18 protein-coding genes are annotated in these 23,798 nt (G+C 72.4%); 2 read left to right on the top strand and 16 right to left on the bottom strand.

What is annotated here, in order from left to right; genetic code table 11:
* The first annotated feature begins 186 nt into the window (after positions 1-186).
* Positions 187-1,080 (top strand): alpha/beta hydrolase family protein, encoded by an 894-nt coding sequence (locus AC0VYM_RS27745; protein ID WP_475463270.1) that lies wholly within the window; start codon positions 187-189, stop codon positions 1,078-1,080.
* Between the two features lie 193 nt (positions 1,081-1,273).
* Here the strand turns inward: AC0VYM_RS27745 and AC0VYM_RS27750 are convergent, their stop codons facing one another.
* The 6 genes from AC0VYM_RS27750 to AC0VYM_RS27775 all read right to left on the bottom strand — a co-directional run bounded on the left by AC0VYM_RS27750 (position 1,274) and on the right by AC0VYM_RS27775 (position 8,932).
* The gene (locus AC0VYM_RS27750) at positions 1,274-2,596 is read right to left on the bottom strand and encodes an ABC transporter substrate-binding protein (protein WP_475457036.1); all 1,323 of its coding nucleotides are present in this window, start codon (positions 2,594-2,596) and stop codon (positions 1,274-1,276) included.
* Positions 2,597-2,619: 23 nt separating this feature from the next.
* Positions 2,620-3,624, bottom strand: coding sequence for a branched-chain amino acid ABC transporter permease (locus AC0VYM_RS27755; RefSeq protein WP_475457038.1), 1,005 nt, complete (start codon positions 3,622-3,624; stop codon positions 2,620-2,622).
* A 6-nt stretch (positions 3,625-3,630) separates the two neighbouring features.
* On the bottom strand, positions 3,631-4,482 hold the full coding sequence (locus tag AC0VYM_RS27760) for a branched-chain amino acid ABC transporter permease (RefSeq protein ID WP_475457040.1): 852 nt from the start codon (positions 4,480-4,482) through the stop codon (positions 3,631-3,633).
* A gap of 11 nt (positions 4,483-4,493) precedes the next feature.
* Positions 4,494-5,213 (bottom strand): ABC transporter ATP-binding protein, encoded by a 720-nt coding sequence (locus AC0VYM_RS27765; protein ID WP_475457042.1) that lies wholly within the window; start codon positions 5,211-5,213, stop codon positions 4,494-4,496.
* Entirely contained in the window at positions 5,210-6,028 is an 819-nt protein-coding gene (locus AC0VYM_RS27770; protein WP_475457044.1) for an ABC transporter ATP-binding protein, read from the bottom strand. The genes AC0VYM_RS27765 and AC0VYM_RS27770 overlap by 4 nt, the downstream gene beginning before the upstream one ends.
* 108 nt (positions 6,029-6,136) lie before the next feature.
* A complete protein-coding gene (locus AC0VYM_RS27775; protein ID WP_475457046.1) occupies positions 6,137-8,932 on the bottom strand; it encodes a LuxR C-terminal-related transcriptional regulator in 2,796 nt (931 codons plus the stop codon).
* A gap of 410 nt (positions 8,933-9,342) precedes the next feature.
* On the opposite strand from AC0VYM_RS27775, the gene AC0VYM_RS27780 reads away from it, so the two are divergent.
* Entirely contained in the window at positions 9,343-10,527 is a 1,185-nt protein-coding gene (locus tag AC0VYM_RS27780; protein WP_475457048.1) for a carboxylate-amine ligase, read from the top strand.
* A 75-nt stretch (positions 10,528-10,602) separates the two neighbouring features.
* On the opposite strand, the gene AC0VYM_RS27785 is transcribed toward AC0VYM_RS27780, so the two are convergent.
* From AC0VYM_RS27785 to AC0VYM_RS27830, 10 genes are all read right to left on the bottom strand, one after another.
* Positions 10,603-11,601, bottom strand: a complete 999-nt coding sequence (locus AC0VYM_RS27785; RefSeq protein ID WP_475457050.1) for a carbohydrate kinase family protein — start codon at positions 11,599-11,601, stop codon at positions 10,603-10,605.
* Complete coding sequence (locus AC0VYM_RS27790) at positions 11,598-12,863, bottom strand: AGE family epimerase/isomerase (protein ID WP_475457052.1); 1,266 nt, start codon at positions 12,861-12,863, stop codon at positions 11,598-11,600. Before AC0VYM_RS27790 ends, AC0VYM_RS27785 begins: the two co-directional genes overlap by 4 nt.
* Positions 12,864-12,900: 37 nt before the next feature.
* Positions 12,901-13,743 (bottom strand): alpha/beta fold hydrolase, encoded by an 843-nt coding sequence (locus AC0VYM_RS27795; RefSeq protein ID WP_475457054.1) that lies wholly within the window; start codon positions 13,741-13,743, stop codon positions 12,901-12,903.
* Positions 13,744-13,752: 9 nt separating this feature from the next.
* Entirely contained in the window at positions 13,753-15,153 is a 1,401-nt protein-coding gene (locus tag AC0VYM_RS27800) for an acyltransferase family protein (protein ID WP_475457056.1), read from the bottom strand.
* 363 nt (positions 15,154-15,516) lie between these two features.
* Entirely contained in the window at positions 15,517-16,347 is an 831-nt protein-coding gene (gene nadE, locus AC0VYM_RS27805; RefSeq protein ID WP_475457058.1) for an ammonia-dependent NAD(+) synthetase, read from the bottom strand.
* A 70-nt stretch (positions 16,348-16,417) separates the two neighbouring features.
* Complete coding sequence (locus AC0VYM_RS27810; protein ID WP_475457060.1) at positions 16,418-17,002, bottom strand: putative glycolipid-binding domain-containing protein; 585 nt, start codon at positions 17,000-17,002, stop codon at positions 16,418-16,420.
* Between the two features lie 140 nt (positions 17,003-17,142).
* The gene (putP, locus tag AC0VYM_RS27815; RefSeq protein WP_475463272.1) at positions 17,143-18,702 is read right to left on the bottom strand and encodes a sodium/proline symporter PutP; all 1,560 of its coding nucleotides are present in this window, start codon (positions 18,700-18,702) and stop codon (positions 17,143-17,145) included.
* Positions 18,703-19,006: 304 nt separating this feature from the next.
* The gene (locus AC0VYM_RS27820; RefSeq protein ID WP_475457062.1) at positions 19,007-19,735 is read right to left on the bottom strand and encodes a FadR/GntR family transcriptional regulator; all 729 of its coding nucleotides are present in this window, start codon (positions 19,733-19,735) and stop codon (positions 19,007-19,009) included.
* A gap of 241 nt (positions 19,736-19,976) precedes the next feature.
* Positions 19,977-21,059, bottom strand: a complete 1,083-nt coding sequence (locus tag AC0VYM_RS27825; RefSeq protein ID WP_475457063.1) for a ribonucleotide-diphosphate reductase subunit beta — start codon at positions 21,057-21,059, stop codon at positions 19,977-19,979.
* Positions 21,060-21,171: 112 nt separating this feature from the next.
* The gene (locus AC0VYM_RS27830) at positions 21,172-23,775 is read right to left on the bottom strand and encodes a ribonucleoside-diphosphate reductase subunit alpha (protein WP_475457065.1); all 2,604 of its coding nucleotides are present in this window, start codon (positions 23,773-23,775) and stop codon (positions 21,172-21,174) included.
* Positions 23,776-23,798 lie beyond the last annotated feature (23 nt).

The raw sequence follows: 23,798 nt of genomic DNA on the forward strand, positions 1-23,798 counted from the left end.
CCGTTCCTCCCGCGTATACCGACGGGAAAACGGAGCCGTGGCGTCCACGGCGCCCCGTGGATTCCCGCTGCGTGAGAAAAGGAAGACGACGTGAGTACCGACCATCCCCTGTCCCCCGTGTCCCCCTCGCCGGTACCCCGCACCACCCGCTCCCGCCGGAGCGCCCCCGCCCTCCCGACCGCCCGGGTGCCGCGCACCCGCTCCTGGGCGGCGGCGGTCGCCGCGAAGTCCGCCCTGGTGGTGGGCCTGGCCCTGTTCGGCGCGGGTGCGGCCGTCTCCCCGGCCCAGGCCGCCAACCCGCACGAACGCGGTCCGGACCCGACGGAGCAGAGCGTCACGGCGCCCCGCGGCCACTTCGACACCGCCACCACCTCCGTGTCCTCGCTGGTGAGCGGCTTCGGTGGCGGAACCATCTACTATCCGACCGACACCTCCCAGGGCACCTTCGGCGGTGTGGTGGTCGCCCCCGGGTACACCGCCAGCGAGTCGTCCATGTCCTGGTACGGGCACCGCTTCGCCTCGCAGGGCTTCGTGGTGTTCACCATCGACACCATCACCCGCTACGACCAGCCGAACAGCCGGGGCCGCCAGTTGGAGGCCGCCCTGGACTACCTGGCCGACAGCAGCGCGGTGAGCGACCGCGTGGACGCCGACCGCATGGCCGTCATGGGGCACTCGATGGGCGGTGGCGGCACCCTGGCCGCCGTCGACTCGCGGCCGGAGCTGCGCGCGGCGATCCCGCTGACCCCCTGGCACACGCAGAAGAACTGGTCGAGCGTACAGACGCCCACGCTGGTCGTCGGCGCCCAGAACGACGTCACCGCGTCGGTCCGCTCGCACGCCATCCCGATGTACGAGAGCCTGCCCGGCTCCCTGGACCGGGCCTACCTGGAGCTGCGCGGCGCGAGCCACTTCGCGCCGAACGTCTCCAACACCACCATCGCGAAGTACGGCATCTCGTGGCTCAAGCGGTTCGTGGACGACGACGAGCGCTATGAGCAGTTCCTCTGCCCGCCGCCTCGCACGGGGATCGGCACCGACTTCTCCGACTACCGGGACTCCTGCCCGCACGGCGGCTGATCCGGCGGCCGGGTCGTCGCGGTGAGACCCGGTCGGGGCCGGTGGGGATCTCCCACCGGCCCCTTCCCGTGTCCGCCGCCCCTCACGCCCGGGGCTCCTGGAGCGCGGCGGCAGCGCCACCGCCTGACCGGCCCCGACGCGGAAGGGAGCCGGAGCGCGCGGTCCGTGCGCACTCCGGCTCCGACGGTCGACGTCAGTCGTGGAAGGGAAGGTCCTGCGGGGAGAGCCGCTCGAAGTCGACCTCCTCGACGGGGCCGTCCCCGCGGTCGGTCACCCGGGCCTCCTGCACCATCTCGATGGCGCCGCCCGCCTCGAACCGCACGACGTACACGCCCTGGTGGCCGCCGTGGTCACCCTCGCTGGAGGAGAAGGGCGTGAAGCCCGGGCCCTGCCACTCCTGGGTCTCCAGGGCGTCGACCAGGGACTGGCGGGTGAGGTCCTCCCCCGCCGACTTCAGGACCTGGGCGAACATGACGGCCTGGGTCATGCCGAACATGTGCGTGTTGGTGGGAGGTCCGCCGTGTCCGTACTCCTCGTACACGTCGACGAAGAACCGGCCCCACTCGTCGTCCTCGTCCTCCACGCGCGGCATGTAGCTCGTCACGACCGCCCCCTCCAGGAAGGCGTCGGCCGGGACGCCCTCCGCGTCGGTGTCCTCGGTGAACTCGGTGAGCAGCGCCTGGAGCGTGGCGGTGTCCCCGCCGATGCTGGAGATCACCCACTGGGGCTCGTAGCCGATCCGGGCCGCCTCCAGCATGCCGAGCGCGACGAAGGCCGGGATGCAGGAGCAGACGACCACCTCCGCCCCGGCGTTCTCCAACTCGGCCATCTGCGAGCCGAGGTCGGGGATGTCCGACTCGTAGTGCTCGCGGGCCACGACCTCGTCGGACAGGTACTGGTCGAGTCCGGCCTGGGAGTCCTCACCGACGTCGTCGTTCTGGAACAGGTACCCGACGTCCCGCCCGGGGAAGTTCTCGGTGATGTACTCGCCCTGGATCTTGGCTTCCTTGGTGTAGTCGGTCTGCCAGCCGTAGGTGAGCGGGTGCTCCTCCGTGTTGTTCCAGGCGAGGGCGCCCGAGGCCGGGAAGACGTCGGGCACCCCCTCGTCGTTGAGGTAGTCGATGACACCCCCGTGGGTGGGCGTGCCGAGGCCCCCCACCATCGCGAAGATCTCGTCCTCGATGACCAGTTGGCGGGTGACGTCGACGGTCCGGGAGGGGTCGTAGCCGTCGTCCTCGACCCGGTAGTCGATCCGCCTCCCGTTGACCCCGCCCTGGTCGTTGACGTGGTCGAACACGGCTCCCGCTCCCTGGGAGACCGCCAGGTAGCCGGGTGCGGCCGGGCCGGTGAGCGGTTGGTGGGTGCCGATGACGACGGCGTCGTCCGTGACCCCCGGGGCCACGTCCAGGTCGGCGTCGGCGCCCTGGCCGACCTCGCCCGCGCCCGAGCAGGCCGCGGCCAGCATGACGAGGGCCAGGGCCGGGGCCAACAGGACCCGTGTTCGGTGTTCGCGCATGGTTGTCTCCTTCACTGGGGGGTTCACGAGGAGGTGGCGGAGCGGACCGCCCGGAGGCGGGCTCCGAGGCTTCGGAGGGCGCCGTGGACGCCGAGGGGCCAGAACCGCAGGACGAGGATGAGGACCACGCCGAAGAACACCACCGGCAGGTTGTTCTCGGCGTTGCGTCCCAGGTCCGCCGCCCGTGCGAGGTCGGTGGCCCACACGTCCAGGTAGACGACGGCGATCGAGGCCCACAGCGCGCCCCACAGACTGCCGATGCCGCCGAGCACCAGCGCGGCGAGCAGGGTCAGCGAGAGCACGAGGGTGAAACTGCTGGGGGTGACGGTGCCGAGGACGTAGGCCTGGAGTCCGCCGGCCAGACCGCCCGCCGCGGAGGCGATGACGAAGGCGACAACCTTGGTGGCGCCGACGGGGACCCCCGCCATGGCGGCGGCGGTCTCGTCGTCCCGGATGGCGCGCATGCGGCGGCCGAGGCGCCCGGCGGAGATCGTGGCGAGCGCGGCCAGGCCGAGCACGACCGTGGTCCACACGACCAGGGCCCGCCACTCGCTGGTCGTCACGAGTCCGTCGAGGATCGGCGGGGCTCCCGCGGTGCGGATGTTGAGGCCGTTGCTGCCGCCGAGGAGACCGTGGAACCGGTGGGCCAGCCCGGGCAGGCCCACGGCGAGGATGAGTGTCGCACCGGCCAGGTACGGCCCGTGCAGGCGCGCGGTGGCGGCGCCCACCGCGACGCCCGCCACGACGGACACCGCGACGATGACGCCGAGGTTGGCGGCGAGCGGCAGGGTCGGCTGGTGCAGGACCAGCAGCGCCATCGTGTAGGCGCCGATCATCATGAACGCGCCGTGGCCGAGGGAGACCTGTCCGGAGCCGCCGACCAGGAGTTGGAGCCCGGCGACGGCGAGCATGGTGTACCCGACGGCGGCGACGCGCAGGGCGGTGAGGTCGCCGGTCACGAACAGCAGCCCGGCGACGGCGGCCAGGCCGAGGGCGGCCAGTAGCAGGTGGCGGACGGGCAGGGGCATGACTGGCTAGACCTTTCGGGCGGTCGGTCGGGAGAGGATGCCGTCGGGGCGCACGCTCAGGACGGCCACGACGATGACGAGGGCGGCGAGGGTCGCCAGTTCGGGTCCGAGGAACCCGGACACGTAGGACATGCCGAGCCCGATGAGCAGTCCGCCGACGACGGCGCCGAAGGGGTTGTCGAGTCCGCCCACCACCGCCGCCGTGATCCCGAAGACGAACACCACGTCGAAGACGTTCGGTGAGATGAACGGAGGCCCGGCGAGCATGCCCGCCAGCGCTCCGATGAGGGAGGCGATGCCCCAGCCCGCCGTGAGCATGAGGCCGACCCGCACACCGCTGAGCCGGGCCGCCTCCGGGTGGAAGGCGGCGGCGCGCATCCGCAGGCCGAGGGGCGTGAACCGGTACAGGGCGAACAGCAGGAGGGCGGCCGCCCCCACGGAGACCAGGGCGAACACGTCCGAGGGGGCGAAGCGGCCCACGTAGCTGAACGCGTACCGGAAGCCGTGCTGTTCGTTGCCCCAGACCATGCCGACCCCGCCCTGGACCACCAGGAGGAGGCCGAGGGTGACGATGATGGCGTTGAGCTGGGAGGTCCTGGCGATGGGGCGGACGACGAAGCGCTCCACGAAGGCCCCGACCAGCAGCCCCGCCGTCAGGGCGGCGGCGAACCCGAGCCAGTAGGAGCCGGTGAGCTGGGTGACCGTGTAGGCGGTGTAGACGGACAGCAGCGCGAGGGCGGGCTGGGCGAAGTTCACGAGCCGGGTGGCCTGGTAGATGATGACCAGGGAGAGCGCCAGTGCCGCGTAGGCCGCCCCGGAGGCCAGCCCGTTGAGGGTCAGGGTGACGAAGTAGTTCATGGGGGTCTCCCTCAGAAGCCGAGGTAGGCGTGGCGTGTGCGGTCGTCCGCCAGGAGTTCGGCGGAGGGCCCCTCCGCCACGACACGGCCCTGGTTGAGGACGTATCCGTGGTCGGTCACGGACAGGGCCCCGGCGGCGTTCTGTTCCACGAGGACGACGGTGAGGCCGGTACGGTCGCGGAGGTCGCGGAGCAGGTCGAGGATGCGCCGGGTGATCAGGGGCGCGAGGCCGAGCGAGGGTTCGTCGAGGAGCAGGACGCGGGGCCGGGCCATGAGGGCGCGGCCGATGGCGAGCATCTGCCGCTCACCGCCGGAGAGGGTGGCCGCCGCCCTGGTGCGGCGCTCCGCCAGGGGCGGGAAGAGGTCCATGACCTCGTCGAGGGTGGTGCGGTCGCGCCGGTCCGCGCGCCACAGGGCGCCCAGGCGCAGGTTCTCCTCCACGGTGAGTTCGACGACCACCCCGCCGCCCTCGGGGACGTGGGCCAGGCCTCGGGTGACGACCTGTTCCGTGGGGAGCCGGGTGATGTCCTCGTCCGCGAGCAGGACCCGGCCCGCAGCGGCGCGGTGCAGGCCGGTGAGGGTGCGCAGGAGGGTGGTCTTGCCCGCGCCGTTGGCCCCGAGGACGGCGCAGAGTCCGCGTTCGGGAACGGTGAGGCTGACGTCGTCGAGGGCCCGGACGGCGCCGTAGGAGGCGCTGAGGCCCTCCACGGTGAGCAGGGGCACGCGGGTCATCGGCGGTCCCCGTTCCCGTCGTCGGGCCCCGTGGCCGGGGTGTCGGAGGTGCCCAGGTAGGCGCGGGTGACGGCGGGGTCGGCCTGGACCTCCTCGGGGGTTCCGGAGGAGATGATCCTGCCAAAGTCGAGGACCACGACGCGGTCGCAGACGTTCATGACCAGGTCCATGTGGTGCTCGACGAGGACGACCGCCATGTCCTGGCGGAACCCGCGGATCCGCTCGCCCAGCTCGGTGGTCTGGTGGCCGGAGAGTCCGCTGGCGGGTTCGTCCAGGAGGAGGAGTTCGGGTTCTCCGACGCAGGCCCGCGCGAGGGCGACCTGCTTCTGTACGCCGTAGGGCAGGGTGCCGGGGAGTCGGTGGGCGTGCTCGGCGACACCGAAGCGTTCCAGGGCGGCCATGGCACGCCCCCTGAGACGGTGTTCGTCGCGGTGGTGCCGTCCGAGGCCGCTGACGAGGGAGAGCGCCCCTCCCCGGGCGAGGCGGTCGGCGCCCACCATGACGTTCTCGAGGACGGGCATCATCGGGAACAGGTTGAGGCCCTGGAAGGTCCGGGCGATCCCGGCCCTGGCCAGGTGGTGCGTGCGCCTGCCGGTCCGGGGTGTCCCCTTCCAGGAGACGGCTCCCCTGGTGGGGCGCAGCACCCCGGACAGGACGTTGAAGAGGGTGGTCTTACCCGCTCCGTTGGGGCCGATGAGGCCGACGACGGAGCCCGGATCGACCCGGAGTCCGACGTCGTCGAGCGCGGTGAGCCCTCCGAAGCGCACGGTCACCCCGTCCGCTGTCAGGAGGTGTTCCGGTGCGGTCGTTGTCATGGCTGCCTCTCTCCGGCGACTCGCCGGATCTCATACCGACCAGTTGGTATCGACCGGTCGGCGCGACGGGGCACCCGCACGCCCGTGGCGTCCGGCCCCGGGACGTGTTCAGTTCAGGAGACGGGCCAGGTCCACCCGGGACCTGATGTTGAGCTTGCGGAAGATGCCGCGCAGGTGGTGCTCCACGGTGCGCGGGCTGATGAACATGTGCGCGGCCACCTCGCGGTTGGTGGCGCCCTCCGCCACCAGCTGCGCGATCTGCTGCTGTTGCGCGGTCAGTTCGCCGGTGGCCGGGGTCTCCGGGCCGCGTTCGGCGGTACCGATGGCGCGCAGCTCGGCCCGGGTCTGCCGGACCCACAGCCGCGCGCCGAAGCGCTCGAAGGTCTCCAGGGCGTTGTACAGGTGCTCCCGGGCGCGCCCGGGCAGGCGGGACCGGCGGAGGGAGGCGCCGAATAGCAGCTGGGTGCGCGCGTGTTCGACGTCGTCGTCGCCGCAGGCCCGGTGCAGGTCGAGCGCGGTGCCGAAGTGGTCGGCCGCCTCCTCGCCGGTGGCGAGCAGGCCGTCGCCGCGCGCGGCCAGGGCCAGGGCGCTCGGGCTCTCCACGGCCTCCGCCCAGCCCCGGTACCCGGCCTGGGAGGCGCGCGCCCAGCCGATCTTGCCCGTGCGGACCGCGGCCTCCACGAAGTGCGGCGCGGTGAGCAGGCGCATGGTGGGGTGTCCGTGTCCGGGTCCGGCGTGCACCAGGGAGCGCAGCCGGAAGAAGGCGTCGGCGGCGTTGCCCCGTGAGAGTTCGAGGACGGCCAGCGCCCAGGAGGCCAGTGCGGAGGGCAGGCCGAGGCTCCGCTCCCCGGCCTGGGCGGTCACCGCGCGCGCCCGGATGTGGCAGGTGTCGACGTCGCCCTGGATGGCGGCGATCATCGCCAGCGACGCGAGGTTCTGGGCGACCCAGACGGACTGGCCGGACTCGCGGGAGGCGCGCAGCCCGGCCAGGGCGGTCCCGGCGGCGGACGGGAAGCGACCGCTCCAGAACTCGGAGAAGACGAGGAAGGCCAGCGCCGGGGGCACGAACACGTGTTCTCCCCGGGACCGGGCCGACTCGGCCGCGCGGGAGGTGACGGCGCGGACGAAGGGGGCGTCCCCCAGACGGAGGCCGCAGATCCCGGCCCACACCAGCTCCGAGGGGGCGCTCATTCCGTGCGAGAGCCGGATCGCCTCGCGCAGAAGCGGGGTGGAGTTCACGTAGTCGCCGCGGAACGAGACCGTGCACCCCTCCAGGAAGGCGGCGGTCAACCGCATCGAGGGCGGATCGTCCGCGCGGACCAGGGGGACGGCGAGTTCGGCGGCCCTGGCGTGGCGGACCGGGTCCCCCGCGTAGGAGGCGCTGTCGGCGGAGCGGACCAGGGCGCGCAGGGCGAGGGCGCGGTCGTGCGGGACGAGGGCGCGCCCGGCGGCGTACAACCGTTCCGCCGCGTCGACGGCGTTGGAGTCGAGCGTCTCGAACTCGGCCTCGATGAGGGCGACCACGGCCCGGCGGCGGTCGGACACCGCGAGCGGCCGGGCCCGCCCGAGCAGCCGTGCGGCGCGCTCGGGCTCTCCGGCGAGATGGGACTCGTGGGAGGCGGTGGCCAGGCGGCAGGCGCGTTCGTCGGGGTCGGGGGTGAGGGCGGCGGCGCGCTCGTTGGTGTGGGAGGCGGCGAGGGGGCCCGCCAGGCGTTTGGCCCGCCGGGCGGCGTCCGCGATCCGGTCGGCGAGGTCGGCGTCGGGGGCCTCGGCGCCGCAGGCGGAGTGCCGGGCGAACTCGACCGGGGCGTGCTCGCGGTCGGTCACCCCGGCCAGGGCCCGGTGGGCCGCGCGCAGGCGACCGGCGGGGGTGGCCTGGACGACGGCCTCGCGCAGGAGCGGGTCGGGGAAGACCAGGGTGTCGCCGTCCACCCGCACCAGGCCGCGTTGCTCGGCCGGTTCGAGGGTGGACACCGAGGGCGCGGGTTCGGGGTGGTCGGGCTCTCGCGCGGCGTCCAGGATCAGGTGGACCCGGGGTTCGGCGGCCAGCGCTCCGAGTAGCAGGAGGCGCCTGGCGTCGTCCGGCAGCTCCTCGTAGGGGGCGATCAGCGCGGAGCGCAACCGCGCCGCGAGCGGGAGGGGCTCGGGCGGGGGGTGTTCGCCCCGGACCTGCTCCGGGGTCAGGGACGAGAGGAAGCCGAGGGCCGCCGCGGGGTTGCCGTGGGCGGCGCGTACCAGTCCGGTACGGACCGGGGACGACAGGTGGGCGGGGGCGCGGTCGACGAGCAGGTCGTGCACCGCGCGGTCCTCCAGTGGGGCGAGGGCCAGTTCGGTCACCCCCGGGACCGGCCCGGGGGCGGTGGAAGGGGCGGCGTGCCCGCCCAGGGCCGCGAACACGGCGGCGATCCGGGTCCCGGTGAGACGCCGCGCGGCGAACGCCAGGGCGTCGAGCGAGGTGGCGTCCAGGAGTTCGGCGTCGTCCACGCACAGCAGGAGGGGCCGTTCGGTGCTCGCCTCGGAGAGGAGTTCGAGGACGGCGGTGTAGAGCGGGTAGCGGTCGGTGCCGGTGCCGCCGCCCCGGGTGAGGGCCTCGCGCAGGAGGTCGCGCCGGGGCGCCGGGAGTCGGTCGAGCACCGGTGCCACGGGGCGCAGGAGGCGTTGGAGGCCGGAGCAGGCGAGGTCGGTCTCGGTGCGGACCCCGCCCGCGTGGAGGACGGTGAAGTCACCCGCGGTGTCGCGGGTGTGGTCGAGCAGGAGGCTCCGGCCCTGGCCCGGACCGCCGGTGAGGAGCACGGACGCACCTCGGCCGGACCTCGCGTCGCCCAGGGTGTCGGCGAGGGTCCTCCGCTCAGCGTCCCGGCCCCGGAGGCGTACGCTCGGGGGCTCCGTGTACCGTTCCGTCACGTTGTTCACATTCGCACAGCGCCGCCCCGCTCCGGCAGGTGTGCACGAACACACTGGTCGTTTCACCGATACCCGCCCGGTGCCGCGAGTGGCGTCCGCGCACGGGGGTTCTGGTGGTCCTCGGGTGGCTTCTCGGGGAGCGTGTTGCGCACGCGAATACGGTGGTCTGACCGGGTCCGCGATGCCGAAAAAATGTTCCGGTTCGCTCATGTGCCGCCCTACCGGAACCCCGCGGGCGTCCGTCCAGGTAGTCAGGACGCGACGCGCCGACGGCACCCCGTCAACGAACCAGACAAACAGCACAAACGACTCTTGGATAGCTTTTTGTCCACTTCGGGACACTGTCGCGGCCGTCCCCGTGCGGGATATCCAGTGCGGGACACACTGGATCGGACAGCCGGAGGACCCGCATGGAGAACCGCTCCCTGACAGCGGACGACCGACGCATACCCGTCGGCGCCGCGAACCGACCCCTGACGTTCGGTGTGGAGGAGGAGTTCTTCGTCGTCGACCCGCGCACGCGCCGCATCCTCTCCCGCGCACCCGACGTCCTGGCCCACGCCCGTTCCTTCGGGCCCCACCTGTGCGGCGAGTTCACCCGCGCCCAGGTGGAGGCCAACAGCCCCGTGTGCACCACCTCGGAGGAGGCCCGCGCGTTCCTGGAGACCGCACGGGCGGAACTCCACCGGGCCGCCGACAGCGCGGGCCTGGCCGTGGCCGCCACCGGCACGCCCGTCCTGGGTGACCCGGCGTCGGCCACCGTCAGCCAGGGCCGCCGCTACTCCGCCATCGCGTCCCACTTCGGCGCCCTGCGCGCCTCCCACGTGGTGTGCGGCTGTCACGTGCACGTCGGCGTCCCCGACCCCGCCACCGCCGTGGCCGTCAGCGACCACCTGCGCCGGTGGCTGCCCTTCCTGGTCGCGCTGGCCGCGAACTCACCCTTCCAGTCCGGGCGCGACACCGGCCACGCCAGCTGGCGGACGGTCACCTGGAACCGGCTGCCCTCCGCCGGACCGCCGCCGCTGATGCGCACCCTCAAGGAGCACGAGAGCGCCGTCCGGGGGCTCACCTCCACCGGGGCGGTCCTGGACCGCCGCATGGTCTACTGGGACATCCGCCTCTCCGACCACCTGCCCACGCTGGAGATCCGGGTGGGCGACGTGGCCGCCACCGCCGAGGAGGCCCTGCTCTTCGCGACCCTCACGCGCGGCCTGGCCGCGCGGGCCCTCACCGACGTGCGGCACGGGGTCCCCGCACCCGACGTCAGCACGCACACCCTGCGCGCCGCCGTGTGGCGGGCCGCCCGGGAGGGGCTGGAGGGGGTGGTCCCCGACCCGCTGACCGGCGAGTCCCTGACCGCGAGCGCCGCCATGGAGCGGGTCCGCCGGGCCGCCCTGCCCGGCCTGGCCGTCTCCGGGGACACGGACCTCGTGTCGTCCCTGCTCGACCGGGTCCTGACGGTGGGTTCCGGCGCCCACCGCCAGCGGGTCGCCCACGCGCGCCGCGAGCGGATGACCGACGTGGTGGACCATGTCGTGGCGCAGTCCCGCGAGGGCCTGGGCTCGGTGCCCCGCCCCAGGATCCCCCGGGTCTGACGCCCCGTCGGGAGGGGCACCGCCAGCGGCGCGGGCCCGCCCGGTGGGAGGGGTCGGCCCCTCCCACCGGTCCGCTCAGGCGTCCAGGCGTTCCCGCAGTTCGTCGGTGGTGGGGGGATCGGCACCCACCCGGGTGACCGTGTGGGCGGCGGCGGTGACGGCGTAGGTCAGCAGCTCGGTCAGGTCCGCCTCGGTCAGCCCGGTCAGGCGGCTCCGCGGCCGCTCACCCAGCCTCCCGTCGAGGTCGAGGCGGTGGAGCAGGGCACCCATGAAGGAGTCGCCCGCGCCGACCGTGTCCACGACCGCCACCCTCGGCGCGGGGACCGCGGCCGTCACGCCGTGGGAGAGGGCGAACGCCCCGTCCGCGCCCAGGGTGACCACGACCAACGCCGGACCGAGCGCGGCCAGGGCGTGCGCGGCCTCCTCCGGGGTGAGCCCGGGGTGGAGGAAGGCCAGGTCCTCGTCGCTGGCCTTGACCACGTGGGCCTGGGCGGCGTGGCGCAGGGCCAGCGCGCGGGCCTCGGCCGGGTCCCCCACCACGTCCGCGCGGATGTTGGGGTCGAGGGAGACCGTCACCTGCCCCCGGCCGTGCTCGCGCCGCAGCAGCGCCTCGATCCGTGAGGCCCCCGGTTCCCGGAACAGGGCGATCGAGGCGGCGTGCAGGGCCCGCACCCCGGGCTCCAGGGTGCCGGGGAGCTCACCGGGACGCCACCGCCAGTCGGCGGCGTCGTCCATGCGGAAGTCGTACCGGGCCGCCCCGTCCGCACCGAGCGTGGCCAGGGCCAGGGCGGACGGCTCCTCCGCCGCGACCAGACCGGCGGGGTCCAGCCCCCCGGCCAGGAGGCGTTCCCGGATGAGCGCGCCGAATCCGTCGGCCCCGATCCGGGCGAGCAGCCGGGTGGGCGTGCCCAGCCGGGCGGCGGCCAGCGCCGTGTTGGCCGGTCCGCCGCCGGGTGCGGCCCGCAGCACGTCCGGGCCGTGCCGGGTGGGCAGCAGGTCCATGACGTTCTCCCCGACCACGACGAGCCGGGGCGTCCCGGCGCCGGGTGCGGGGCGCGTCGCTTCCTCGGTCACTGGCTTCCTCCGGTGCCGCGCAGGGCCGCCGCGATCGAGGTCGAGAACCCGACCTGTGGCAGCAGGGTGGCCTGGTAGGCGTGGTAGACGTCCGGCTTGCCCGTCCACACCGCTCCCCCGGGGCGGTTCTCGGGGTCCAGCTCGTGCCGCCAGCTGCCGTGCTCGCGGTCCACGTGGAAGCGGTCCGCGTACTCCCACCAGCGCTCGTACCGCTCGGTGTAGGCGGCGTCGCCGGTGCGCCGGGCCAGCGCCCACGCGGCCATGGTGGCCTCGGCCACCACCCAGTGCATGCGCTGGCGCACGACCGGGCGGTCCTCCCAGTCCAGGGTGTAGGCGAACCCCTCAGCGCCGTCCACGCCCCAGCCGCGCCGGACGGCGTGGGTGAAGAGGTGTTCGGCGTCGGCGCGCGGCCACGCGGGGACGGTCTCGCCCGCGCGTTCCAGGGCGAGTTCGAGGTGGAGGAGCAGGCGGGCCCACTCCAGGAGGTGGCCCGTGGTGCTGCCGTAGGGGCGGAAGGGGTGGTCCGGGTGGTCGCGGTTGTAGTCCGGGAGCGGCCGCCAGTCCGGGGTGAAGTGCTCGGGCAGGCGCCAGTCGTGCTCGGCGGCCACCCCGTGGACCAGGCGTTCGGCCACGGCCAGGGCCCGGCGGGTCCAGTCGGTGTCGCCGGTGGCGTCGGCGGCGGCCAGCAGCGCCTCCACCCAGTGCATGGCGCTGTTGGCCCCCCGGTAGGGCTCGGTGACGGCCCAGTCGGCGTCCCAGCTCTCCCGGACGCAGTCCGCGTCCTCCTCCCAGAAACGCGCGTCGAACACCCGCAGGGCCTCGTCCAGCAGGTCACGCGCGCCGGGGCGGGCGGCGAGGGTCGCGGAGGATGCTGCCAGGACGACGAAGGAGTGGGGGTAGGCGGACTTGTCCGGGAGCTTTTGGGAGCGCTCCCGAATACTGGTGGGATCCCCGCCCTCCGGCACTTCGTCGAACCATCCGCCCAGATCGGCGTCGCGCAGCGGCCCGGAGAGCGCGGCCAGCCCGTGGTCGGCCAGCTCCGCCGCGCGCGCGTCGCCGCGCAGGTGCGCCAGGGAGAACACGTGCGTCATGCGTGCGGTGATCCAGGTCTCGGTGGGGCGGTCGGGCTCCACCCCGCCCTCGGCGTCCAGCCAGCCGAAACCGTCGGGGACGGCCGCACCGGCGGCGAAGTCGACCAGCCGCCGTTCCTCCGCCGCCAACCACGGGGGGGACCCCGGGGCAGGGTGTGTCGAAGTGGTCAAACCAGTGCCTCCTCAGGGAGTTGTTCCGCGCGTAACGCTATCCCGGGCCGTGCTTCCCGGGAAGGGTTCCGCTCGTCCCCCGGGCACGGTCGGCGGCGCTGCACGTCCAGCGGATGTGCTCCGCGACGCTGAGGGGGTCGTCCGCCATCGGGATGTGTCCGACCCCGAGCAGCGACACCATGCGCGCGTTGGGCACGCGCTGGTGGGCGTGCTCGGCGCTGGAGGGCAGCAGGGTCCGGTCCCGGTCGCCCCAGGCGATGGTGACCGGGCAGGGGATCGGGCGCGAGGTGAAGTCGTAGTCCGCGATCCTCGGCACCATGCGCACGTACGGCGCCCCCGGGGTGAGCCCCTGGATACCGAACCGGGTCGCCTTGGCCTCCGGGGAGGAGGGGTCGCCGCGCAGCGCGATACGTGCGGCGGCCCGCGCGGGCGGGGTGTCCGCGAGCCGTTCCTTGAGGGGCATGGGCAGGTGCGTGGCCAGGTTGGCCACCACGCCGACCGTACGCATGCCCCAGCGGGCGAGGCGGTCGGAGAACCCGGCCGGGGAGAACACCGTCACCGATCCGGCCACCCCCTGGACCCCCAGTTCGAGGGCGATCGAACCGCCCAGCGAGTTGCCCGCCAGGTGGGGGCGTTCCAACCCGTGCAGTTCGCAGAACTCCCGGATCACCCGCACCATGCTGTGCACGTCGTAGGGTTCGTCCCGCTCCGGCGCAGGGGACTCCCCGAACCCCGGCAGGTCCACGCTGACCACCTCGTAGTCAGCGGTCAACCGGGGCGCCACCGCCTCCCAGCTCTGCCGTCGGTCACCGAGTCCGTGCAGCAGGACCACGGGGCGACCGCTCCCGTGCCGGTCGAAGGCGATGCGTCTGGGGTTCATCCCACCGGTCTACCCGAGGTACCCGTCCCGACCACCGGGACGAACCAGGAAACTGGGCAAAAGCTGTGCCCGGGTCGGCTCACCGGCGGTGCGCGCACGCGGCGCGGCGGTGAGCAGCAGGCCGGACACCACGGCCACCAGACCCAGCACCGGCGCCAGCCCGAAGCCCAGACCGGCCACGGTCAGGGCCAGCAGCCCCCCGCCGATCAGTGCGGCGGCGGCCAGCACGCGGACCAGCCCGGGGTCGCCCCGCAGGACCTTCGGCGGTTCCTCGAACCGCACCGCCCAGTGGGCGAGCGGCAGGATCATCGGCACCAGGACCGCCACGCCGAGCACGCCCCACAGCAGCCACAGCCCGGTCATCGGGTCGGGGGTGTTGATGCCCAGGCCGTACACGAGGACTCCGGCCACCACCGAGATCGGCAGCATGTGCCACAGGTACACCGTCATCAGCTGCGGTGAGACGCGGTCCAGCATCCGCGCCGGACCGGGCCGGTCCGTCCACGCGGAGATCCGGTCCCGCAGGAGCATCGCGACGCCGACCTGCACCGCGCCCAGCGCCGCCAGCACCAGGGTCGGCGGGGAGACGTTCGAGGTCTCGGCGGCGAACACACCGGTCATGTTGAACGAGTACGGGCCCACGTTCACCAGGACGACCGCGGTGACGGCGCCGACCGCGGCCATCCACGCCGCGTGGGGGCGGCGGATCGCGCCGGTCGCGTACCGGAACCCCAGCTGGTGGACGGCCAGCCAGACGAAGGCCACGTTCAGGAAGCCGAAGGCCTCCACCCCGAAGCCGAACCGGCTCAGGTCCACGACCATGGCACCGGCGAGCAGCCCCGCCGGGACCCACCAGCCGAACCTGTCCTGGGCGGCCACCAGGATCGGCGTGGCCACCACCACCAGCACGTACACGGCCAGGAACCACAGCACCATGCCCGCCGCGCCCGCGCCGACCAGCACCGGCTGCTGCTGGGCTCCGCCCAGGACCGCCAGGTGGGAGGCGAGGATCCACACCACCGCGAGGGGCACCACGGGCCAGGCCAGCCGTCTGAGCCGCTTGGCCCACCAGACCGACGCGGCCTCGCCCCGGCCCTGGGCCGAGCGCCAGCTGATCATGTTGGCCGCGCCGCCCACGAAGAAGATCAGCGGCATGACCTGGGAGACCCAGGTGAGCGCGAACCCGCCCGGGGTGCTCAGGACGCTGGTCGCCGCGAGATCGCCCTCGGACTGCACGGTCAGCACCGGCAGCCACCAGTGCTGGAGGACCACCAGGGCCATGACGAACAGGCGCAGGGCGTCGAGGAAGCGATCACGTCCCCGTGGTCGGGGCACGGCCACCACCGGTGCTGAGGCGGAGGCCTGAGGCCGGTCCCCGCCCGCGTTCGCGGGTTCGGCGATCACGGTCATGGGTTGTCGCTCCTTGGTCTTTCCCGGAGTCCGGGGGCGGCCGGGCACGCGGAGGTGCCTGGTCGTGCTGACCGGGCTGTGCTGACCTGTGGGGGGTCCGACACGTCCCGATACGGGGCCCTGATCACGGGCGCCCGCCGACACTGATGACGGCAGTGGTGACGCGTCGCTGGTAACGACCCTAGGTTCGGGGCGCCGGGCACCGCGAGGGCGCTGGGTACCCTCTCTCCCCGACGGCCAGCCCTCCCACGAGGGGTGGTGCCAGCACTACCCGCCCGCTTGGAGCGCCGGGGGCGCGGGGGTGTTCGCGGACCGGAGGCGCCGACGGGCCCGGGCAGGTGATGCCGGTGGGCCCCGAGGGGATCAGGGAGCGGTGGGGACGGCGCGCTTGTGGGCGGTCACACCGTAGCGGTCCACGAGGGTGCGGGTCACCTCGTCGGAGACCGGAAGACCCTCGAGGAAGTCGTCGATCTGATCGTAGGTCAGCCCCAGCGCGTCCTCGTCGGGCTTCTGCGGGGTGAGCGTCTCCAGGTCGGCCGTGGGCACCTTGTTCACCAGGTCCTCGGGGGCGCCCAGTTCGGCGGCGACCGCGCGTACCCGGCGCTTGGTCAGTCCGGCCAGCGGAACCAGGTCGACCCCGCCGTCACCGTACTTGGTGAAGAAGCCGGTGACCGCCTCGGCCGCGTGGTCGGTGCCGACCACCAGGCCGCGCGCGGCGCCCGCGATCGCGTACTGGGCGATCATCCGCTGGCGGGCCTTGACGTTGCCGACCACGAAGTCCTCGGCGAAGGCGTGCTCGTGGGTCACACCGGCCTCGGTGAGGGAGGCGGCCATGGCGTCCGTGGCCGGGCGCACGTCCACGGTCAGGCAGCGGTCGGGGGCGCCGAACTCCACGGCGCGGGCCGCGTCCTCCTCGTCCGCCTGGGTCCCGTAGGGCAGGCGCACCGCCACGTACTCGGCCTCGTGCCCGGACTCGCGGGCCCGGTCGACGGCCAGACGGGACAGGCGCCCGGCGGTGAGCGAGTCCACGCCCCCGCTGATCCCCAGGACCAGCGCGCGGGAGCCGTTCGTGGTGAGTCTCTCCGCGAGGAAGGCCACTCTGCGCTCGATCTCGGCGCCGACGTCGAAGTGCTCGGGGACTTCGAGGTCGCGGATGATCTCGCGGCGCTGCTCGCTCAGCTCTGTCTCGGTCACGTGCGCTCCCTGCGTGTGGTGCGTGGTCCACCGATTATCACCCTTGGCGGGGAGCGCTTCACCACGCCGGTCAGGGGTCCGCGCGCAGGCGGCGGGCGAACCGCTCGTAGTCGACCACGACGCCGTCGCCGTCCACGGACAGCCGGTACTCGCCGTGCAGGGGGTCGCGGTAGGTGTAGCGCTCCAGACCGTCCTCGGCCGGGTGCCGGGTGTAGCGCTGGCGGACGCGGCGGACCCGTAGGCAGGGGATGTCGATCCACGCCACCGCGATGTCCCGGTGCTCTCCCGGGCGCAGGCCGAGACGGCGGATGGGGAGCGTGTTGGTGAGGGGCGTGGCGGCGACGTCGGCGTCCAGGCAGCCCACCAGTTCCGGGAGGGGGCGGCCGTCCGCGTCGGTCCAGTGGCCGTCCTGGGCCCGGAGCGTGACCGACCTCGGCCCGGAGGCCGAGAGCACCTCGGCGCGGACCTCACGGGTCGTCCAGGCCAGGTCCGTGCGGACGGTGAAGCGCGTGAAGAAGCGCTCCGCCCCCTCCACCACGGTCTCCCCGGCCTCCAGCCGGTGGCCGTCGGGCTCGGGCAGGACCGTGCCGAGTCCCAGGCCCTGGGGGACGTCGGTGCGGGTCCACGCGGCCGGGTGTTCCGTCAGTGACGACATGTCACCGTTCTACCGTTCTGGACGGTGCGGCGCCAGAGCGCGAGCGTGCCCGTGCCGAACGTGACACGGGCACGGAAGCCGTTCGTTACGGGGCCCGTGGTTCACTCCGGGAGGAACCACGGGCCCCGGGGGGACGGACGTCAGGCGACCTTCTCGGTCTCCGGCGCCTCGCCCTCCCCGATCTCGCGGACGACCTTGTCGAAGTCCTCCTCCATCTGCGTGCTGACCTTGCCCAGGCCGTTGCACAGGTAGATGGCGGCGAAGCTCAGGATGACCGCGGGGACCATGGCGTACAGGCCGGTACCGAGGTAGCCGCTGTCGACGATGTCCCAGACGATGGCGGTGGTGCCGCCGACGATCATGCCCGCGAGCGCACCGGCCCAGGTCATGCGCTTCCAGAACAGGGCCAGCAGCAGGACCGGGCCGAACCCGGCGCCGAAGCCCGCCCAGGCGTAGCCCACGAGGTCCATGACGGACTGGTTGCCCCAGAGCGCCACCCCGGCGGCGACGAGGGCCACCGCGACCACGGTGCCGCGGCTGATCCACAGCAGGGACTTGGGGGAGGCGTCCTTGTCCACGAAGGCCTTGTAGCCGTCCTCGGTGAGTGCCGACGCGGCCACCAGGAGCTGGGAGTCGGCGGTGCTCATGACGGCCGCGAGGATGGCGGCGAGGAGCAGACCGGCGACCAGCGGGTGCGAGAGGGCCTCGATCAGGCGGGGGAAGACCTGCTCGGGGTCACCGAGCGGGGTCTCGAAGTAGGCGATGCCGATGAAGCCGACCAGGACCGCGAGGATCATCGCGCTGACCGCCCAGCTGACGCTGACCACGGCCGCCTTGGGGATGTCCTTCACCGAGCGGATGCCCATGTAGCGGGCGAGGATGTGCGGCTGGCCGAAGTAGCCGAAGCCCCAGGCCAGACCGGAGACGATGACGACCCATCCGATGGTCTCGGTGGAGCTCCACAGACCGGTGTCACCGTCGAGCGCCACTCCGCCGAAGGCGGACATCAGGCCGTCGCTCTTCTCGGACACGCTGTCCGCGAGGCCGCCGAAGCCGCCGAGGAGGGTGATGGCCAGGACGGGGACGACCAGCAGGGCGAGCCACATCATGACCGCCTGCACCACGTCGGTGTAGGACACGGCGAGGAAGCCGCCGAGCACCGTGTACAGGACGACGATGCTGACGCCGATCGCGATGGCCGGCGCCGGGGAGAGGCCGAAGACCTGGTCGAAGAGGGAGGCCATCGCCACGAGGCCCGAGGCCACGTAGAAGAAGTAGAAGACGATGATGAGGACGGCCGACACGGCGCGCAGGGAGCGCGTGCGGTCGTTGAAGCGGTTCTCCAGGAAGGAGGACAGCGTGAGTGAGTCGGACTCGCCGCCGGAGCGGGAGTCGGTGACGCGCTCGGTGTACACGCGCAGGCGCGGGGCGATGAGGATCCAGCTGCCGGCGAAGCCCGAGGCCAGACCCACCGCGATCCAGGCCTCACCGAGACCGGAGACGTAGATGGCGCCGGGCAGGCCCAGCAGCAGCCAACCGCTGAAGTCGCTGGCGTTGGCGCTCAGCGCACTCACCCAGGGGTTCAGCTGGCGTCCGCCGAGCACGAAGTCGGACTGCGAGACGGTGCGCTTGTACACCCACAGGCCGATGCCGACCATGCCGGCCAGGTACACGCCGAACGTCGCGACCGACCATGCCATGGTTTCACTCATCCGTCCCCTCCTTTCCGTTGACGCGCGAGGTCTGAACCGTGACGCGCTGTTTGTGAAGAACAGGCCGATCATCACGGTTGGTAGCCCAGACCACAATGCCCTGTGTGCGAAACAACACCCGGTCGAGACCTGGTCGAGTTCTTGACCAGGCAGAATTGTCCGGCTGGCCATTGTCGGGAAGTCCTGTTTGTCTGATCGGACATACGTGACGCCGTGTGGCCGCGCTCCCGTCCCGAATGGCGAGACGCCGATCGCGGCCGGAATCGCACGGTTCCCCCGAGCCCCTCGGGGCTCAGCCGAGCAGCTCCCGCAACCGGCGCTCCGCCCCGGCCAGGTGCCCGCCCAGGGCCAGCCGCGCCGCCTCGGGGTCGCGCGCCCGCACCGCGCGGACGATCCGGCGGTGCTCCCCGTCACTGGCCGCCAGCGCCGCGTCCGTCAGCGGCGCCACGTCCATGAGCTGGTTGATCCGCATCCGGGTGTCCGTGACCGCGGCGGCGGTCCGCTCCGATCCGGTCAGCTGGGCGAGGGTGATGTGGAAGACGGTGTCGCAGCGCCGGTAGTCGGCGGGTCCGGCGTCGGCGGCCACGCCCACGCGGCGGTCCAGGAGGTCGTGCTGGTCCGCGCTGAGACCGGTCTCGGCCAGCCGGACCACGGCGCCCGTCTCCAGGGTGCGGCGGAAGGCGAGCAGGTCGTCGAGGGCGGTGTCGGCCGCGCCGAGTCCGCGCCGCGCCTCGTCCGGGGTGGGTCTCGGGGGCGGTACCGCGACGAAGGTGCCGCCGCCGCGCCCGCGGCGGGACTCGACGTGCCCCCGACGGCGGAGGTGCTGGATCGCCTCGCGCAGGGTGACACGGCTGACGCCCAGCCGGGCGGAGAGGTCGCGCTCGGCCGGGAAGCGGCCGCCCTCCGGGACGACGCCGAGTCTGATGGCGCACAGCAGCCGCTCGACGGTGACCTCCAGGGCGTTGTCGGCCCGGACGCGACGGAAGACCGCTTCGGCCGCGGGATCGCAGGATGGGATCACTCGGCCAGCTTAGGACGTGTTCCGCACCCTCACCCGGAAAAGGCCGATCATCACCTTATCGGCCCGCCCGTATCCGTCTGGGGTGAACGGATCATAAGAACACGGCGCGTCCGCGGGAGAAATGGGGAGCTCGAATTCCAGGAATGGCTATCCCTGTTCCCCCGGGCGCGAGAACGGCCCGGGGCGCGCGCCCGCCCCGGGCCGTTGGGAGGGGAGACGCTCGTGTTCTCCCAGGAAGGACCTAGTCCCAGTCCAGGCCGCCACCCGTCTGGTACTCGATCACTCGGGTCTCGAAGAAGTTCTTCTCCTTCTGGAGGTCCATCATCTCCGACATCCACGGGAACGGGTTCTCGGTCTCACCGAAGATGGGGGCGAGGCCGATCTGCTCAGCGCGGCGGTCGGTGATGAAGTGCATGTACTTCTCGCACAGCTCGGAGTTGAGGCCCAGCACGCCGCGCGGCATGGTCTCGCGGCCGTAGGCCACCTCCAGCTCGCAGGCGTCCGTGAGCATCTGCCGGACCTCGGCCTGGAACTCCTCGGACCACAGGTGCGGGTTCTCGATCTTGATCTGGTTGATCACGTCGATGCCGAAGTTCAGGTGGATCGACTCGTCGCGCAGGATGTACTGGTACTGCTCCGCGATGCCGACCATCTTGTTGCGGCGGCCCAGCGAGAGGATCTGCGCGAAACCGGTGTAGAACCACATGCCCTCGAAGATCACGTAGAACGCGACCAGGTCACGCAGGAAGGCCTGGTCCGCCTCGGGCGTGCCGGTGCGGAACTCCGGGTTCTCCAGGTTCTGGGTGTACTTGAGCGCCCAGGCGTCCTTCGCGGTGATCGAGGGGACCTCGCGGTACATGTTGAAGAGCTCGCCCTCGTCCAGGCCGAGGCTCTCGCAGATGTACTGGAAGGTGTGCGTGTGCACCGCCTCCTCGAAGGCCTGGCGCAGCAGGTACTGGCGGCACTCCGGGTTCGTGAGCTGGCGGTACACGGCCAGGACGATGTTGTTGGCCACCAGGGACTCCGCCGTGGCGAAGAAGCCGAGGTTGCGCTTGAGCATCAGGCGCTCGTCCTCGGTGAGCCCGTCCTTGGACTTCCACAGCGCGATGTCGGCCTGCATCGCCACCTCGGTGGGCATCCAGTGGTTGTTGCACCCGGAGAGGTACTTCTCCCACGCCCACGTGTACTTGAGGGGCAGCAGCTGGTTCACGTCGGCGCGGGCGTTGATCATCGACTTGTCGTCGACGTTGACGCGCTCGGCGTCGCGCTCGATCTCGCCGAGGCCGCTGGTGGCCGCTGCGCTGTTCTCGGAAACCGCGGTCATGCTCGAACTTTTCCGTTCTCCGGTCGGGCCGGGGTCGTCTTCGGGGAGTGGAGGGGAGCCAGGAGGGGTGCGGGGGCGCCCGCGGGTGTCGCGGGCGCCCCGGGGTCCCTCGTTACTGGCAGGCCTCGCACTCGGGGTCCTCGATGCTGCACGCCTGGCCGTCGACGATCTCGAACTCGTCCTCGGGCTCGGGCGCCACCGGCTCGGCCACCGCGGCCGGGCTCACGGCGGGGCTGGGAGCCGGGGCCGCCGCCGGGGCCGCCGCAGGGGCCGCCGCCGGGGCCGCCGCAGGGGCCGCCGCAGGGGCCGCCGCGGGGGCGGCCGGGGTGGAGGCGACCGCGTTGAGACGGCCGTCCGTGCCCTTGAGCGTGCTCTTCTCCACGTGGGTGGCGCTCTGCGAACGCAGGTAGTAGGTGGTCTTGAGACCGGAGCGCCAGGCGCGGCGGTACAGGGCGTCCAGCTTCTTGCCGCTGGGGGCGCCCATGTACAGGTTGAGCGACTGGGCCTGGTCGATCCACTTCTGACGGCGCGAACCGGCGTCCACCAGCCAGTTGGGGTCGACCTCGAACGCCGTGGCGTACAGGGCCTTGAGGTCGTCCGGCACGCGGTCGATGGCGCCGAGGCTGCCGTCGTGCATCTTGAGCGCCGACACCATGTCCTCGTCCCAGAGACCGCGCTCCTTGAGGTCGCGGACCAGGTAGTCGTTGACGACGGTGAAGTCGCCGGACATGTTCGACTTGACGAACAGGTTCCGGTAGACCGGCTCGATCGACTGGCTGACGCCGGTGATGTTGGCGATGGTCGCGGTGGGCGCGATCGCCATGACGTTGGAGTTGCGCATCCCGGTGGACTTCACGCGCTCACGCAGGGAGTCCCAGTCCAGGGTCTCGCCGCGGTCCATGTCGAGGTCGCCGCCACGGGAGTCCGCGAGCAGGCGCAGGGAGTCGATGGGCAGGACGCCCTGGCTCCACAGCGAGCCGTCGAAGCTCTCGTACGCACCGCGCTCGCTGGCCAGCTCCATGGACGCCTCGATGGCGTAGTAGCTGATCAGCTCCATGCTCTCGTCCGCGAAGGTGACCGCGCCCTCGGAGGCGAACGGCGTGCGGATCTTGAACAGGGCGTCCTGGAAGCCCATGAGGCCCAGGCCGACCGGGCGGTGGCGCATGTTCGCGCGGCGCGCCTCGGGGATCGTGTAGAAGTTCACGTCGATGACGTTGTCGAGCATGCGCACGGCGGTGCGGACGGTGCGGCGCAGGCGCTCGACGTCGATGCCGTTCGGGCCGACGTGCTGCGGCAGGTTCACCGAGCCGAGGTTGCAGACCGCGACCTCGTCCTTGCTGGTGTTCAGCGTGATCTCGGTGCACAGGTTGGAGGAGTGCACCACGCCGTTGTGCTGCTGCGGCGAGCGCAGGTTCGACGGGTCCTTGAAGGTGATCCACGGGTGGCCGGTCTCGAACAGCATGGTGAGCATGCGGCGCCACAGGTCCACGGCGGGCATCTTCTTGGAGACCTTGATACGGCCGGCCTCGGCGTCGGCCTCGTACTTCTCGTAGGCCTCGACGAAGTCCCTGCCGTACTTGTCGTGCAGGTCGGGGACCTCGTCCGGGGAGAACAGGGTCCAGGTGCCCTGCTCCTCCACGCGCTTCATGAACAGGTCCGGAACCCAGTTCGCGGTGTTCATGTCGTGGGTGCGGCGGCGCTCGTCACCGGTGTTCTTGCGGAGGTCGAGGAACTCCTCGATGTCGATGTGCCAGGTCTCCAGGTAGGCGCAGACCGCGCCCTTGCGCTTGCCGCCCTGGTTGACCGCGACCGCGGTGTCGTTGGCGATCTTCAGGAACGGGACGACGCCCTGGCTCTTGCCGTTGGTGCCCTTGATGTGGGAGCCGAGGCCGCGGACCGGGGTCCAGTCGTTGCCCAGGCCGCCCGAGTACTTGGACAGCATCGCGTTGTTGCTGATGCCGTGGAAGATGTCGTGCAGGTCGTCGCCGACCGTGGTGAGGAAGCAGGACGACAGCTGCGCGCGGACCGTGCCCGAGTTGAACAGGGTGGGCGTGGAGGCCATGAAGTCGAACGAGCTCAGCAGCTCGTAGAACTCGATGGCGCGGGCCTCGCGGTCGTCCTCGTTGAGCGCCAGGCCCATCGCGACGCGCATGAAGAACGCCTGCGGGAGCTCGTAGCGGACGTCGTCGCTGTGCAGGAAGTAGCGGTCGTACAGGGTCTGGAGGCCGAGGAAGGTGAACTGCTCGTCACGGTCGGCGTGCAGGGCCTTGCCCAGGCGCTCCAGGTCGAACTGGGCCAGCGCCGGGTCGAGCTGTCCGAGGTCGATGCCGCGACCGACGTAGGCGGACAGGTAGGTGGCGTAGCGGTCGTCCATGTCGGACTGGGTGGCGGTCTCGGCGGCGCCGCTGACGAAGCTGAGGGCCTCGGTGCGGAGCTTGTCGAGCAGCAGGCGGGCGGCCACGTACGAGTAGTTCGGGTCGACCTCCACGTAGCTGCGGGCGGCCATGACCAGGGCGAGCTCGACCTCGGAGTCCGCGATCCCGGGGTAGAAGCCCCGACGCGCCTCGGTGAGGACCTTGGCCGCCGAAACACCGGTGAGCCGCGCACAGGCCTCGGTTACGACGTGCTCGATCCGGTCGATGGCGGCGGGGGCGCCACCGCCGTTGGTCGGCGCGGGCCGAACGGATGCGGGCACGGCCTCGACGTCAAGGGTCATACAGCGGCTCCAACCTCGGTAAA

Source organism: Nocardiopsis sp. iso_237 (genome assembly GCF_056173345.1).

Excerpts from the sequence above, each read along its gene's own strand:
- AC0VYM_RS27750 (WP_475457036.1), bottom strand. The coding sequence starts at position 2,596 with ATGCGCGAACACCGAACACGGGTCCTGTTGGCCCCGGCCCTGGCCCTC.
- AC0VYM_RS27755 (WP_475457038.1), bottom strand. The coding sequence starts at position 3,624 with ATGCCCCTGCCCGTCCGCCACCTGCTACTGGCCGCCCTCGGCCTGGCC.
- AC0VYM_RS27760 (WP_475457040.1), bottom strand. The coding sequence starts at position 4,482 with ATGAACTACTTCGTCACCCTGACCCTCAACGGGCTGGCCTCCGGGGCG.
- AC0VYM_RS27765 (WP_475457042.1), bottom strand. The coding sequence starts at position 5,213 with ATGACCCGCGTGCCCCTGCTCACCGTGGAGGGCCTCAGCGCCTCCTAC.
- AC0VYM_RS27770 (WP_475457044.1), bottom strand. The coding sequence starts at position 6,028 with ATGACAACGACCGCACCGGAACACCTCCTGACAGCGGACGGGGTGACC.
- AC0VYM_RS27780 (WP_475457048.1), top strand. The coding sequence starts at position 9,343 with ATGGAGAACCGCTCCCTGACAGCGGACGACCGACGCATACCCGTCGGC.
- AC0VYM_RS27795 (WP_475457054.1), bottom strand. The coding sequence starts at position 13,743 with ATGAACCCCAGACGCATCGCCTTCGACCGGCACGGGAGCGGTCGCCCC.
- AC0VYM_RS27800 (WP_475457056.1), bottom strand. The coding sequence starts at position 15,153 with ATGACCGTGATCGCCGAACCCGCGAACGCGGGCGGGGACCGGCCTCAG.
- AC0VYM_RS27810 (WP_475457060.1), bottom strand. The coding sequence starts at position 17,002 with ATGTCGTCACTGACGGAACACCCGGCCGCGTGGACCCGCACCGACGTC.
- putP (WP_475463272.1), bottom strand. The coding sequence starts at position 18,702 with ATGGCATGGTCGGTCGCGACGTTCGGCGTGTACCTGGCCGGCATGGTC.
- AC0VYM_RS27825 (WP_475457063.1), bottom strand. The coding sequence starts at position 21,059 with ATGACCGCGGTTTCCGAGAACAGCGCAGCGGCCACCAGCGGCCTCGGC.
- AC0VYM_RS27830 (WP_475457065.1), bottom strand. The coding sequence starts at position 23,775 with ATGACCCTTGACGTCGAGGCCGTGCCCGCATCCGTTCGGCCCGCGCCG.